The organism is Neobacillus sp. C211 (assembly GCF_051842875.1).
Lineage (GTDB): Bacteria > Bacillota > Bacilli > Bacillales > Cytobacillaceae > Neobacillus.
The window spans coordinates 57693-70259 of the sequence record NZ_CM122574.1; the positions used below are offsets into that span (position 1 = coordinate 57693).

Below are 12567 nucleotides of genomic sequence, written 5' to 3' on the forward strand. Positions count from 1 at the left end.
AAAAGGATACCATTATAGTCGCTTATAAACAATCATATCCTATACCTACGCTGTTCTATAAGGAGGATAAGTTTTGAAAAAACTTTGCTTATTAGCCTCGATCCTTCCCATGCTGGGATGCAGCCACTTTAATGCTGATACACATTCCAGGACAGAAAGTAAACAGCCTCTTTCCACGATATCCGTGAAAGAGAATACTCAATCCAGATTATCTGTCGATTTTGAAAATAACCGATATACAATAAAAGAACTTAATCAACAAGTGATTTATGGAAAAAATGAAGTCAATAAGAGTGATTCAGTTAGCACTACTCCCAAAAAGAATTCTGCTATGCTAAATGTGGTATTAATTAAGCAAAACCCTGAACTTAGATACGGCTGTGAAGTCACAAGCCTAGCAATGGTGCTAAATTTTGCAGGCGTTAAAACAAGTAAAATGGATCTATACCGGTCTATACGGAAGGATGTAGACCCGCTTATTAGATCTCCAAAGGGAGATATAGTACGTTGGGGAAACCCAGCAGATGGTTTTGTTGGGGATATGACAGGCAGAAGAGCAGGGTATGCAGTATTTGACCAACCGATGATTGCCCTAATCAACCAAAAGCTCCCTGGAAGAGCCATTAATTTAACAAATATGCCATTTGACAGGGTCTTAGAGCATGTTTCTGCAGGGTATCCAGTGGTTGTATGGACAACCGGGGATTACCGTCTTCCAGACCGTTGGGAGGGCTGGTATCACGGGAAACAATACATTAAAACACCACTTGATTTACATGCTGTCGTTTTAGTTGGCTATGACACGAAATATGTCTATTTAAACGATCCACTTTCTGGAAAAAAACAAGTAAGAGTAGGTAAACAACAATTTATTTCATCTTGGAAAGCATTAAAAAGCCGTGCCGTAAGCTATAAGTAGGAAAAGCAGCCACATTGTTGGCTGCTTTTTATGCATGTTTTAATTTTTTTTGAATAAGAACATACCAAGGACCTTTTCACTTGCATTATCGAAAGTTTTTGAAGAAAATACAAAGGGACCCTTCTTTTTATAGAAGGTGAATAAAAGATAGGTTGGTTGAAAAAATGGCTAAAAATCAGACGAGGAGAACCTTTCTAAAACGAACACTGGGTTCATTTCTTACCGTTCTCGGATTAAGTTCGGGAGGTTATCTTTATGCTAATCGAATTGAACCCTCATTACTCGATATTCAAAAACTTCAAATAAAACATCCACTAATCCCTAACAGCTTTGATGGAATAAAAATGATTCAATTTAGTGATACCCACCTTGGTTTTCAATATAATCTTCATCAATTTAATCAATTAGTTAATAAAATTAATAGTCTTAAGCCAGACATTATTTTATTTACTGGAGATTTAATGGACGAGCCAAACCAATATACAGAAATTAATAAACTGATGCCTATTTTGAAGAAATTACAGGCTCCGCTTGGAAAATACTGCATTTTTGGTAATCATGATCATGGCGGCTATGGCTCTGATATTTACCGGAATATTATGGAAACGACTGGTTTTTCCGTACTTTTGAATGATTCAGCACCAATTAAATTAAGTGATGGAAGCATAATCTATCTGCTTGGGATTGATGATGCGATGCTAGGGAATCCTAATATATCTTTGACTTTAAAAAATGTGCCTAAAAATTCGTTTAAAATATTATTATCCCATGCACCCGATCTTGCAGAAACAGCTTCATTGTATCCAGTCCAATGGCAGCTAAGTGGTCATAGCCATGGAGGACAGATTAAAATCCCATTTTTGGGGGCTCTTGTGACTCCTCCCTTTGGAAAAATATATCCAGAGGGTCTTTATTCAATCGGCGAGCATAATCCCCTCTCACTATATGTAAATAGAGGAATTGGAACAACACGTCTCCCTTTTCGCTTTATGTCAAAACCTGAATTAACTGTCTTTACTCTAAAATCAGAAAAGTAGAAAACGAAAAAACCTTTCGAACATAATGATTATAAAGTTTCTTTTTATTCTTTTTATAGTGTAGGATTAGGTTAACAGCCTAAATTCTCTTTTATTCGTAAGATTAGAAGAATTTTTATAATTTTCTTATCATAATAGCCAAAAAGACGCACTGTTTTATTCCTATTTCTTAAAAAAAAGGGTATAATATAGATGTTTTATATAACTGAAGGGAGAACATATTTTGAATTATGATCAGAAAGGCCCCCTAATAAATCTAAATCTAACCATCGAAAACCTCGCTCAAGCTATCTTTATTGTGAATCGCCATGCAAAAACGGCTACAAATCCCAAATTATTGTACAAATTGAAACAAGAAACATTAAAAAAATTGATTGAAGAAGGCAAGGCAAAAAAAGTTGGTCTTCATTTTTCTGGAAATCCGCGTAATAGTCAGCAGCAGTCAGATGTGCTTGTTGAATGTGGAAGATACACATTTCATATTCCTCCAACTAAATCAGATTTTCTCGAACTACCTCATTTTGGGAAATTAGATGAACGGGTACGAAATCCAAAGGCAGCACTCTCACTTAATTCAGCAAAAGCATTACTTCAACTATATACTGGAATCTCAGAACTAGATCAACCCCCAAGCAATCATAAAAAGAGCAAAACTTACCAAAAGCCTATTTTTAAAAAATTAGGAGAAAGATACTCCTAAAAAGAACTGAAAAAGCCAGCTCAAGCTTGGCTTTTTTTGATTTATAAATCTGGATTACTTTTGCTAATGCTTCGTGATGATTTTGTGAACAATATCACTATTATATAGACTGTTAATAAATGTGGATTTACAATACAGTTATAAGTCAAATAGTCTTAAGTTGATTATAATTTCAAAAGAGGTGCTTGAGAAATGAAAGGAACAGCGATTCTTTTTCAGGAACAAAATGTTACATTTATTGAAGATGTTGATCATTCTATTTATGAAGAAATTAAAGAGCAATGTGGCTGCGAGAAATGTAATTGCAAGCTCGAAAATAAAATAGTTAATTTTGGTTTTGTGTCACCAGTTTTTTGGCACGAGGACGAAGTTGACTGGGACTACGGTTATTAAAACACTTTAATTTGAATTACAACTCCCCTTCCCCAAAAAACGATTTGAGAAAAACTCAGATCGTTTTTTATTTCTACATGGTGGTAACTTTAGCTAAAAATAGTCTATAATCATTATATTCATAACAGATTAAACCCAGTCGGAAGGATGGACAATATTGGAGCATTTAATTAATCAACGAGTAAAAGATATAGAAATCTCGGGAATTAGAAAGTTTTTTAATATGGTTGCGCATGTTGATGACCTGATTTCATTTACAATTGGACAACCTGATTTCCCGACCCCAGAACATGTAAAAAATGCAGCTATTGCAGCAATTGAACAAAACTTTACTTCCTATACACATAATGCAGGGACGATTGAATTAAGGGAAGCGGCGTGCAATTTTGTAGAAAAAAAATATGGCTTGCATTATAAGCCTGAATCAGAAGTGATTGTTACTGCAGGGGCAAGCGAGGCAATTGATATTGCTTTTCGGTCTATTTTAATAGAAGGTTCCGAGGTCATATTACCTGGTCCAATTTATCCAGGCTATGAACCAATTATTCGAATGATGGGGGCAACTCCAGTGCATGTCGATATTCGGCGAAACCAGTTTCGCTTTACATTAGAAATGATCAAACCATTTATTACCGAGAAAACTCGCTGCATTGTACTCCCATACCCTTCGAACCCGACTGGAGTCAGTCTCTCAGAGTCAGAGCTAAGAGAAATAGCAGAATATATTAAGAATAAAGATATCTTTATCCTTGCTGATGAAATATACAGCGAACTTACTTATGATCAGCCACATCAATCGATTGCTTCCTTTCTAAAAGAACAAACCATCGTAATAAATGGGTTATCCAAGTCCCACTCAATGACAGGATGGAGAATTGGCTTTTTATTTGCACCTGAAGGTATCACCAAACATATTTTAAAAGTCCATCAATATAATATATCTTGTGCCACTTCGATTGCGCAGAAGGCAGCTTTGGCGGCCGTTACAACAGGTATTGATGATGCGCTTATGATGAAAAAGGAATATTTAAAAAGAAGGGATTATGTTTTCAAGCGATTATCTGCTATGGGACTTGATGCCGTCAAACCGGATGGAGCGTTTTATTTCTTTGTGAAAATTCCTGATACCATCGCATTAAGCAGCTTTGATTTTGCCCTTAAGCTTGTTCAAGAAACAAAAGTGGCCGTCGTACCAGGCAGTGCTTTTTCTGAATATGGAGAAGGCTATTTCCGGTTATCGTTTGCTTGTTCTATGCAATTATTAGAACTTGGCCTAAATCGGCTGGAACAATATTTACGAAATTGGAAATAAACGAATTTTACCCTCACATTTAATGTGAGGGTATTAATTTTAAAAATTATTGGCCTTTATATTTCCCATTGTTTTTAGGAGCCTTTTCTTTTTTAGCCTTTTCTTTATGTGCTTGATTTGCTGCAGCTGATCCGAATTCATTGGCGAATTCTTCGTTCGCTACTGCAGAATCAAACCCCTTTTTGTTTTTTTGTTTCGCGTCGTTCTTTTTTGTCCTTTTAGCCATTAACAATTCCTCCTAATTCAAGGTTTCTCTTATAGTTTCAAGAAAATAGGAGGAATTTATTCAACTATTAGTTCTTCCAATATTTATAAAGCGCATGTGTGCCGCTATTTTCTTCTCCCATTTCGGCTAATTGGTCGTATAAAGATTTAGCTAATGAGAGACCTGGTACTTCCATTCCCATTCGTTCAGCTTCATTTATCGCTATTTTCATATCCTTTATAAAATGCTTTATGTAAAAACCAGGTTCAAAATTTCCGGCTAACATTCTTGGTGCAAGATTGCTAAGAGACCAGCTTCCAGCAGCTCCAGTTGTAATACTTTTCAGGACATTTTCTGGATCTAGCCCAGCTTTTTCAGCATATATAATTGCTTCACAAACACCCATCATGTTTGAAGCAATTGCAATTTGATTGCACATTTTTGTATGCTGGCCAGCACCTGGTTTGCCTTGGTAGACCACGTTAGTTCCAAGCAACTCCAATATAGGACGAACCTCTTCAAACGCTTCACTTTCACCGCCAGCCATGATGGAGAGCTTAGCTTCCTTTGCACCTACATCTCCACCAGAAACAGGTGCATCAATCGCCTGAATTCCTTTCCTTTTAGCCTGTTCATAAATTTTAATGGCAAGTGACGGAGAAGAGGTTGTCATATCGATAAGATAGCTTCCAGATGTTCCATTTTGAATTAAGCCATTTTCGCCGAAATATATTTCCTCCACATCGGTTGGATAGCCGACCATAGTGAAAGTTATAGATGCTTTTTCAGCTACCTCTTTCGGCGTTGCGGCCCAGTCTGCGCCTTTATCCAATAGGTCTTGTGCTTTTTCCTTTGTCCTTGAATAAACAACTGCAGAGTAGCCCGCCTTTAATAAATGTCCTGCCATACTTTTTCCCATTACACCTGTGCCAATAAATCCAATTACCGTATTTTCTGGAGTAAGCAAAATAATCTTCCCTTTCTTTGGAATTTTCCTTATATATTTTAGCATTAAAATTTTGTTTGATAAAAAATTATGCATAAAAAAACCGGAACGTCCCAGTCGCTCCGGTCTTCGTGCTCCATCTCCAAAGTTATGCACAAATATATTTTGTCCTTTCAAACGAGAACATAATCACTTTTTATAACTCTGAAGAAAAATTTGTTAAATAGGCACGACCGAATACTTCTTGATTATTAAATACTTCAATCGAAACAGCATTATCCTTTTCAATCATGTTTTTAAGGTCAAGAATATGTAAATCTTCTCTTAGGGGCAACGGATCCATAAAAATATATTTCTCACCTTTTCCTTTTACTTCTAAATATTCACCGTTCAACACTTGATCTTCTCCGTACACTATTTCTCGTTTACCGATTGCAGAAGCTAATTTGTCATCGTGAATAGTAACTTTCACCTTATATAATTGTTGCCCTGCTAATATTTCATTGTTAATTCGAAAACGGAATTGAAGTTCATTATTTTTTGTTAACAAGGCGTCGGCATAGCGGTTTACAATTAATTCATTGGAAAAAAGCAAATTACAGCCGCTTAGCAGAGAAGAACTGCATACTATTAGGATCAATACAGTAATGAATCGAATATTTTTCAGCATCTATAACACTCCCTTAATATTTTTACCATAGCCAAAATACATCGGTAATAAACGTAAAGAAAGGTTAATATAGGAAAGTTATTATATCGCTTTGATCATCCCTCCATCTACTAAAAATGAACTGCCTGTCATATAGGAATTAGCATCAGATAATAGGAAAGCTGCAACATTTGCAAATTCCTCTGGTGTTCCGTATCTCTTTAATGGAATTCCTTCCTTTACTTGCAATGCGATAGCTTCCCGATCGACTCCAAGTTTATCTGCACTTACTTGATCTAAATGATTGACGCGGTCAGTTGCAATCCGGCCAGGAGCAATGGTATTAATAAGAATATTATATTGAGCCAGTTCTAAAGCAAGAGTTTTTGCTAGTCCAACTATTCCCGTCCGAAAGGTATTCGAGAGTATTAAGCCTGGAATTGGTTCTTTAATCGAAGTAGAGGCGATGTTCAAAATTTTCCCGCCCTGCTCTTTTAAATAGGGCAAAGAAGCTCGGATCATTCGAACATATGATAATAAATTCAATTCAAAGGACATCTGCCATTCCTCATCTGTTAACTCCTCAAACGCCCCTGCAGGAGGCCCTCCAGCATTATTAACTAGTATATCAATTCTTTGAAACGATTCTGCTGTTACTTTTACCAGCCGGTTAATGTCATTTAAATTAGTTATATCAGTTTTTTGGTAGGCTACTTTTCCCATACCAAGAGATTCAAGCTGACTTGCTTTTTGTTTCAGCTTTTCCTCTTCCCGGCCAGAAATCATAACATTTGCTCCCTCTCTTACTAATCGTTCAGCTATTGCAAACCCTAAGCCCTGGCTGGAAGCAACCACCAAAGCTGTTTTACCAGTTAAATTCAACTCCATTGTTTAGAATTCCTCCTTCATAAATATATTTTTAGTATACAGGATAAATTGAGGGAATACTTGGCAAAATTCATACAAAAAGAGACAGATTTAATCTGCCTCAGATTGTCGAGAAAGGGTATTTTTCTCGGCAATTTTTTATTTTCTCAGCATTTAATTATTCATTGTACCTGCTAATGGGCCTGTTGATTTCCGCGGAAGGCACGCAGACTCCTGCGGGAGGACGGGGCTGGGGAGACCCCGCAGGCGCTAGCGCCGAGGAGGCTCCCCGGCACGCCCGCGGAAAGCGAAGTGCCAGGAGCGCAAATCAACAGACATGTTGCAAAGCCTATATATTAATAATATTATAATAAATTAACGCGGTGAATGGTTAAAGTTATTGTAGAAAATAAGAGGCTGTCGAAAGTTTCTCGACAGCCTGAGAGACAGATTTAATCTGTCTCTTTACCTATACTTAAGTAAGTATTTAGAATGTATGTGCAAAATCCCTTGCACGTGCAATCGCATTTTCTTTTATTTCTTCAGCCTTGTCAGGCATTGCATTATGTCCTTCCACAAACAACCCCTCTAGGGATGGAACTCCAAAGAAACTCATCATCACACTGATATATCGGTGTCCCATTTCCATCTGTGCTGCAGGCCCCTCTGAGTAAAATCCACCCCGAGCTTGAATATGCAATGCTTTTTTATCCGTCAAAAGACCTATGGGTCCCTGTTCCGTATATTTAAATGTCTTTCCCGCAACTGCTACAGAATCAAGATATGCCTTCATAATTGGCGGAAATGAGAAATTCCATAAAGGCGTGACAAACACATATTTATCCGCACTAACAAACTGCTCACTTAACTCGTTAAGCCGGCCAACCTTTTGCTTTTCTTCCGCTGTTAATTCATCAAAGCTTTGACCAGAACGAAGTTTTCCCCAGCCGCTAAACACATCTGCATCAATGTGAGGTATATGTTCTTTATACAAATCAAGATGAATTACCTCATCGCTGGAATTGATTTGTTTATAGCTATCAATAAATTCCTTACCTACCGCCATACTATAGGACTGTGTTTCATTGTGAGGATGTGCCGTGATATACAAAACACGTACCATTTAACCTCCACCTTTCTTTTAAATAAAGACAATAATATTATTAGTTAAAATAAGAGAAAATAATCAAAAAGGATTTGCCCGAAGACAAATCCTTTTCATGCATCATTTATTCATTTGTATCAAGAGAGTAAGGGTTGTGACCAATGTTAATTCTCATTTCATCAGTCAACTGGAATGGTTCATTAACCAATGCCTCATTGGTTGCTTGACCTAGTAGTGAACTTCCATCAAAATGTACAGGTTTTTGTTCCATACTTCCATTCACCTCCACCATTTTAAATTTACCATGTCCAATAAAACACTTGCCTATTCCTGTCCATCTATCATCCTAAAGTACTGGTCAAAAAATAGGTACTATGTATTACTTATTATTATACTCAAAAATCCATAATTAAAAAGACAATACTGTGAAAAATCAAAAAATAAATGAACGACAGAAAAAGACCGGCTAATCATCAGCCGGTCTTTTTTGAGTTTTGTATTTACTTTGTAGCAGCATTTACTGCTTCAATAACCTGAGCAGTTGTTTGCATATTTAAAACTTGTTGAGCAAGCTTCTCCATATCAGATTTTTTCAAATTCCTGATTTGTGAGCGAGCTTTTAAAATTGAAGTTGCACTCATAGAAAATTCATCAAGCCCAAGACCTAAAAGAACCGGAATAGCCGTTTCATCTCCTGCCATTTCCCCACACATACCTGTCCATTTTCCTTCTGCATGTGCTGCATCAATAACCATTTTTACTAATCGTAAAATGGATGGGCTATAGGGCTGATATAGGTATGAAACACGTTGGTTCATGCGGTCTGCAGCCATCGTATATTGAATCAAATCATTTGTTCCAATACTAAAGAAGTCTACTTCTTTTGCAAATTGATCAGCTAAGATAGCAGTTGAAGGAATTTCGACCATTATTCCAAGTTCAATTTCATCGGAAACCTTTTGACCTTCAGCAAGAAGCTTTTGCTTTTCTTCTTCAAGAATCGTTTTTGCCGCACGGAATTCATCCAGAGTTGCAATCATCGGGAACATGATTTTTAAATTCCCATAGTTACTTGCCCGTAACAAGGCTCTAAGCTGGGTGCGGAATATATCCTGCTCTTCTAAACATAATCGAATGGCCCGGAAGCCTAAGAATGGATTCATTTCCTTTGGTAAATCCAAATATGGTAGTTCTTTATCCCCGCCAATATCCAAGGTACGAACTACAACAGGTTTTCCTTTTAATCCTTCTAAAACGGCTTTATAGGACTCAAACTGTTCTTCCTCTGTTGGAAGCTGGTCTCTTCCCATATATAGGAACTCGGTCCTGTAAAGACCTACACCTTCCCCGCCATTTTCAATTACTCCCTTTAAATCCTTGGGAGTACCTATATTGGCGACCAATTCTACATGATGATCATCATTCGTTATCGTTGGTTCGTTAACAAGCTTGGCCCATTCAGCTTTTTGTACTTCATACTCATCATGAACTTTACGGTATTGTTCAACAAGTTCTGGAGTAGGATTTATATGTACTTCACCTTTTAAACCGTCAACAATAACTAGATCCCCATTATTGATTTCCTCAGTAGCCGTTTTTGTTCCAACTACTGCTGGAATTTCCATAGAGCGAGCCATAATTGCTGAATGTGAGGTACGTCCACCAATATTTGTTGTAAATCCTAAGACATATTGTCTGTTTAATTGTGCTGTATCCGAAGGTGTTAAGTCCTCTGCGACAATGATAACTTCCTCAGCAATCATGCTTGGATTAACCAGTTGAACACTTAATAAATGGGCTAATACACGTTTCGTTACATCACGAATATCTGCTGCACGTTCTTTCATATATTCATTATCCATTTGTTCAAACATCATAATGAACATATCTGCCGTTTCCTTTAAAGCAGACTCAGCATTCACTTTATCAGACTGAATTTTTTCTTCAATTGGTGTATTTAATTCAGGATCACTTAGGACAAGTAAATGTGCTTCAAAAATTGCTGCTTTATCCGCACCCAAGTCAACTTTGGCACGGTCACGAATTGCTTCGAGTTCTGCTTTAGATTTTTCCATTGCCTGTCGAAAACGGTCAACCTCTACAGCAGCATCGTCAATTGTTTTTTGTTCAAAAGATAAATCTGGTTCAACCAGACGGTATGCCTTCGCAATTGCGATACCGTTTGATGCTGCGATCCCATGTAAAAAAGTCATTATTCAGCCAATCCTTCTTTTTTCAATGTTTCTTCAAGGCTATTTAAAGCATCGTTTGCATCGTTTCCTTCTGCAGAAATCGTAATATCTGCACCTTGGCCAACACCTAGAGACATAACACCCATAATTGATTTTAAATTAACTTTTTTACCTTTATATTCTAAATGAATCTCAGAATCAAATCGGCTAGCCGTTTGTACTAATAAAGTTGCTGGTCTTGCATGTATCCCTGTTTCTGCGATTACCTTAAATTGCTTTTCTGACATGATCATCAAACTCCTTTAATATATATAAAAATATAAACTTGCTTCATTAAAAATAAACATTTCTCATCATTTAGTCAACTAAATCATTAATTGGCTAAAGAGTTAAATTCAAATCTTTTTCACTTATTTTTTCCAAAAGGAAAACAAATATGTAATGAATTTACACTCGCATGATAATGTTTTTTGTTTATTCAATTGATAGAATAGCACTTTCCACTTTATCAAACAACTGTAAAATCAATTTTATATCATTTGTCACAATTCTGTCAAAAACATTCATAAACTATCACATTCCCCCAAGAAAAAACAATAAAATCTGTCACCTTCGACAGCTTTTGATTATTTCAACATTTCTATATGGAGAGTTCCTGGTAATAATAGCGATTAGCTTCTTGGTTCTTTTAGATATTGATACAAAACATCGCCTCCCCTCTGACCAATTCCGCGGAAATGCTTAAAATCTTTTCTTTTTACAAGTACCTGTCGAAATTCCATGAAATCATCATTTGTTACAAAATACTCTGAAAGTTCACCAGTCATTAGTCGATCCAAGATTTCAGTGATCATTTCTTCCTTCATTCTGTTGCACCACCTTTACCTGTTTATATTAACGTATATGACTTTTATTAAGCCAATTTTCGAAACTTACGATAACTTTTGAAAGCGTTTCCGATTCTTTTATGACCTTTTTTCGCATATTATTAAAATGTTTATAAAGAATTAACATAATTGTCAAATAAAAGCCTTTACGAAATGAATAAAGTAGTGCAAACTGTTATTTAACTGGATTTTATTATAGTTTTTTGGGGTAAAGGAGAGAGACTAAAATGAGAAAAGCAGAAGTAGGAAATATCATAGAATTCCGCGGTGGTCTAAAGGGGATCGTTGAAAAGGTAAATGAAAATTCTGTCATAGTCGACCTAACATTTATGGACAATTATCGTGATTTAGAATTGGATCAACGAACTGTTGTTAATCACAAAAACTATAAGGTTGTAAAAGAAAGCGCTTATTAATTAATAGAATTATAGAAAAGGCAGTCTAACCATGGCTGCCTTTTTTTTTTAAACCGCTATTCGCCTTTTCCTGCTTCCTTTGATAACTGCTTTAAACTTTTGACTTTCCCATGAGGATTTTGATCTTGTTTCCTAACTGTCCATTCTCGTTCTTGTTCACTCCTTGATTTGCTCATCCCTTTCACTCCCTTCCTTATTATTTTTTTCTTTTCTTGGTGTTCTAAACAATATAAATGGGAAAAGGGGTGATGTAATGATTTCCATTTGAAAAACTAATTTGATAAAATATATTTTATTGTTTCGAAAAGGAGATCGCGATAATGAAAAAATTCTTCCAAGACCCTCGCATACTTATTGGTTTTATTATTGCTCACGTTCTTTTATTTTTTTCATTTCATGATAGAGCGATCTTTTGGTATATATTTTCAGGATCAGTTCTGGTACTCATCGCATACTCAACCTTTCAAGAGGAGGTGGATGATGAAGTATCATTTATTCAATTTATCCTACTTGGATCAATATCCGGTGTCTTATTATATTTTGTTTTTCGGGCTGGTATACGGGGAATGGAGATACTTCAGCTGCCAATTGATACAAGCATTAAAAATCTCTATAACTGGTATGCCCCATCCTTATTTTGGCAGTACCTTGCACTTGTTTTAGTTGCGGCACCTGGCGAAGAACTTTTCTGGCGTGGATTTATCCAAAAAAGACTCTCGAAATACTTAAATCCGGTTGTAAGTATTTTGTCTGCATCAATTCTGTACGCTTCCGTCCATATTTATTCGGGCTCATTTTTATTAGTTCTCGCTGCCTTTATTTCTGGTTTTGTGTGGGGATATCTTTATTTTTTTAAAAAGAGTATGCCCTTGGTTATTGTTTCTCATATCATTTTTGACCTTTTGATTTTTATTATTTTGCCTTTTAATTAGAAAAGCA

Annotated in this window: 17 protein-coding genes; 7 read left to right on the top strand and 10 right to left on the bottom strand. The window is 36.2% G+C overall.

Annotation, left to right across the window (positions count from 1 at the left end):
* The first annotated feature begins 73 nt into the window (after positions 1-73).
* From ACSU6B_RS00330 to ACSU6B_RS00350, 5 genes are all read left to right on the top strand, one after another.
* Positions 74-919: a C39 family peptidase gene (locus ACSU6B_RS00330; RefSeq protein ID WP_410881852.1), complete on the top strand. Its 846-nt coding sequence runs from the start codon at positions 74-76 to the stop codon at positions 917-919.
* Positions 920-1083: 164 nt separating this feature from the next.
* Positions 1084-1956: a metallophosphoesterase gene (locus ACSU6B_RS00335; RefSeq protein WP_410881854.1), complete on the top strand. Its 873-nt coding sequence runs from the start codon at positions 1084-1086 to the stop codon at positions 1954-1956.
* 223 nt (positions 1957-2179) lie between these two features.
* Positions 2180-2656, top strand: coding sequence for a YkyB family protein (locus ACSU6B_RS00340; protein WP_410881856.1), 477 nt, complete (start codon positions 2180-2182; stop codon positions 2654-2656).
* Between the two features lie 192 nt (positions 2657-2848).
* Positions 2849-3049 carry a hypothetical protein gene (locus tag ACSU6B_RS00345; RefSeq protein WP_410881858.1) on the top strand — a complete coding sequence of 67 codons (201 nt, stop codon included), beginning with the start codon at positions 2849-2851 and terminating at the stop codon, positions 3047-3049.
* A 157-nt stretch (positions 3050-3206) separates the two neighbouring features.
* A complete protein-coding gene (locus ACSU6B_RS00350; RefSeq protein WP_410881860.1) occupies positions 3207-4361 on the top strand; it encodes an aminotransferase A in 1155 nt (384 codons plus the stop codon).
* 46 nt (positions 4362-4407) lie between these two features.
* Here ACSU6B_RS00350 and ACSU6B_RS00355 read toward each other — a convergent pair whose 3' ends face one another.
* From ACSU6B_RS00355 to ACSU6B_RS00395, 9 genes are all read right to left on the bottom strand, one after another.
* Positions 4408-4587 carry a hypothetical protein gene (locus tag ACSU6B_RS00355; RefSeq protein WP_168242639.1) on the bottom strand — a complete coding sequence of 60 codons (180 nt, stop codon included), beginning with the start codon at positions 4585-4587 and terminating at the stop codon, positions 4408-4410.
* Positions 4588-4654: 67 nt separating this feature from the next.
* Complete coding sequence (locus ACSU6B_RS00360; protein ID WP_215001670.1) at positions 4655-5533, bottom strand: NAD(P)-dependent oxidoreductase; 879 nt, start codon at positions 5531-5533, stop codon at positions 4655-4657.
* A 175-nt stretch (positions 5534-5708) separates the two neighbouring features.
* Positions 5709-6182, bottom strand: a complete 474-nt coding sequence (locus ACSU6B_RS00365; RefSeq protein ID WP_215001668.1) for a hypothetical protein — start codon at positions 6180-6182, stop codon at positions 5709-5711.
* Positions 6183-6263: 81 nt separating this feature from the next.
* Positions 6264-7049 carry an SDR family oxidoreductase gene (locus ACSU6B_RS00370; RefSeq protein WP_410881863.1) on the bottom strand — a complete coding sequence of 262 codons (786 nt, stop codon included), beginning with the start codon at positions 7047-7049 and terminating at the stop codon, positions 6264-6266.
* A 466-nt stretch (positions 7050-7515) separates the two neighbouring features.
* On the bottom strand, positions 7516-8151 hold the full coding sequence (locus tag ACSU6B_RS00375) for an FMN-dependent NADH-azoreductase (protein ID WP_410881865.1): 636 nt from the start codon (positions 8149-8151) through the stop codon (positions 7516-7518).
* A gap of 106 nt (positions 8152-8257) precedes the next feature.
* Entirely contained in the window at positions 8258-8404 is a 147-nt protein-coding gene (locus ACSU6B_RS00380; protein ID WP_215001663.1) for a hypothetical protein, read from the bottom strand.
* A 229-nt stretch (positions 8405-8633) separates the two neighbouring features.
* Positions 8634-10346: a phosphoenolpyruvate--protein phosphotransferase gene (ptsP, locus tag ACSU6B_RS00385; protein ID WP_410881867.1), complete on the bottom strand. Its 1713-nt coding sequence runs from the start codon at positions 10344-10346 to the stop codon at positions 8634-8636.
* Complete coding sequence (locus tag ACSU6B_RS00390; RefSeq protein WP_088086214.1) at positions 10346-10612, bottom strand: phosphocarrier protein HPr; 267 nt, start codon at positions 10610-10612, stop codon at positions 10346-10348. Before ACSU6B_RS00390 ends, ptsP begins: the two co-directional genes overlap by 1 nt.
* Before the next feature lie 384 nt (positions 10613-10996).
* The gene (locus ACSU6B_RS00395; protein WP_214714687.1) at positions 10997-11191 is read right to left on the bottom strand and encodes a hypothetical protein; all 195 of its coding nucleotides are present in this window, start codon (positions 11189-11191) and stop codon (positions 10997-10999) included.
* Between the two features lie 248 nt (positions 11192-11439).
* On the opposite strand from ACSU6B_RS00395, the gene ACSU6B_RS00400 reads away from it, so the two are divergent.
* On the top strand, positions 11440-11628 hold the full coding sequence (locus ACSU6B_RS00400; RefSeq protein ID WP_066252404.1) for a YkvS family protein: 189 nt from the start codon (positions 11440-11442) through the stop codon (positions 11626-11628).
* 56 nt (positions 11629-11684) lie between these two features.
* Here the strand turns inward: ACSU6B_RS00400 and ACSU6B_RS00405 are convergent, their stop codons facing one another.
* Positions 11685-11804: a DUF6254 family protein gene (locus tag ACSU6B_RS00405; protein WP_251032950.1), complete on the bottom strand. Its 120-nt coding sequence runs from the start codon at positions 11802-11804 to the stop codon at positions 11685-11687.
* A 144-nt stretch (positions 11805-11948) separates the two neighbouring features.
* Here ACSU6B_RS00405 and ACSU6B_RS00410 point away from each other — a divergent pair, with 144 nt between their 5' ends.
* On the top strand, positions 11949-12560 hold the full coding sequence (locus tag ACSU6B_RS00410; protein ID WP_410881870.1) for a CPBP family intramembrane glutamic endopeptidase: 612 nt from the start codon (positions 11949-11951) through the stop codon (positions 12558-12560).
* Positions 12561-12567 lie beyond the last annotated feature (7 nt).

What these genes read in the sequence shown, in the direction of transcription:
- ACSU6B_RS00380 (WP_215001663.1), bottom strand. Translation starts at nt 8,404, where the DNA reads ATGGAACAAAAACCTGTACATTTTGATGGAAGTTCACTACTAGGTCAA.
- ptsP (WP_410881867.1), bottom strand. Translation starts at nt 10,346, where the DNA reads ATGACTTTTTTACATGGGATCGCAGCATCAAACGGTATCGCAATTGCG.
- ACSU6B_RS00370 (WP_410881863.1), bottom strand. Translation starts at nt 7,049, where the DNA reads ATGGAGTTGAATTTAACTGGTAAAACAGCTTTGGTGGTTGCTTCCAGC.
- ACSU6B_RS00345 (WP_410881858.1), top strand. Translation starts at nt 2,849, where the DNA reads ATGAAAGGAACAGCGATTCTTTTTCAGGAACAAAATGTTACATTTATT.
- ACSU6B_RS00390 (WP_088086214.1), bottom strand. Translation starts at nt 10,612, where the DNA reads ATGTCAGAAAAGCAATTTAAGGTAATCGCAGAAACAGGGATACATGCA.
- ACSU6B_RS00410 (WP_410881870.1), top strand. Translation starts at nt 11,949, where the DNA reads ATGAAAAAATTCTTCCAAGACCCTCGCATACTTATTGGTTTTATTATT.
- ACSU6B_RS00405 (WP_251032950.1), bottom strand. Translation starts at nt 11,804, where the DNA reads ATGAGCAAATCAAGGAGTGAACAAGAACGAGAATGGACAGTTAGGAAA.
- ACSU6B_RS00375 (WP_410881865.1), bottom strand. Translation starts at nt 8,151, where the DNA reads ATGGTACGTGTTTTGTATATCACGGCACATCCTCACAATGAAACACAG.
- ACSU6B_RS00395 (WP_214714687.1), bottom strand. Translation starts at nt 11,191, where the DNA reads ATGAAGGAAGAAATGATCACTGAAATCTTGGATCGACTAATGACTGGT.
- ACSU6B_RS00335 (WP_410881854.1), top strand. Translation starts at nt 1,084, where the DNA reads ATGGCTAAAAATCAGACGAGGAGAACCTTTCTAAAACGAACACTGGGT.
- ACSU6B_RS00355 (WP_168242639.1), bottom strand. Translation starts at nt 4,587, where the DNA reads ATGGCTAAAAGGACAAAAAAGAACGACGCGAAACAAAAAAACAAAAAG.
- ACSU6B_RS00400 (WP_066252404.1), top strand. Translation starts at nt 11,440, where the DNA reads ATGAGAAAAGCAGAAGTAGGAAATATCATAGAATTCCGCGGTGGTCTA.
- ACSU6B_RS00365 (WP_215001668.1), bottom strand. Translation starts at nt 6,182, where the DNA reads ATGCTGAAAAATATTCGATTCATTACTGTATTGATCCTAATAGTATGC.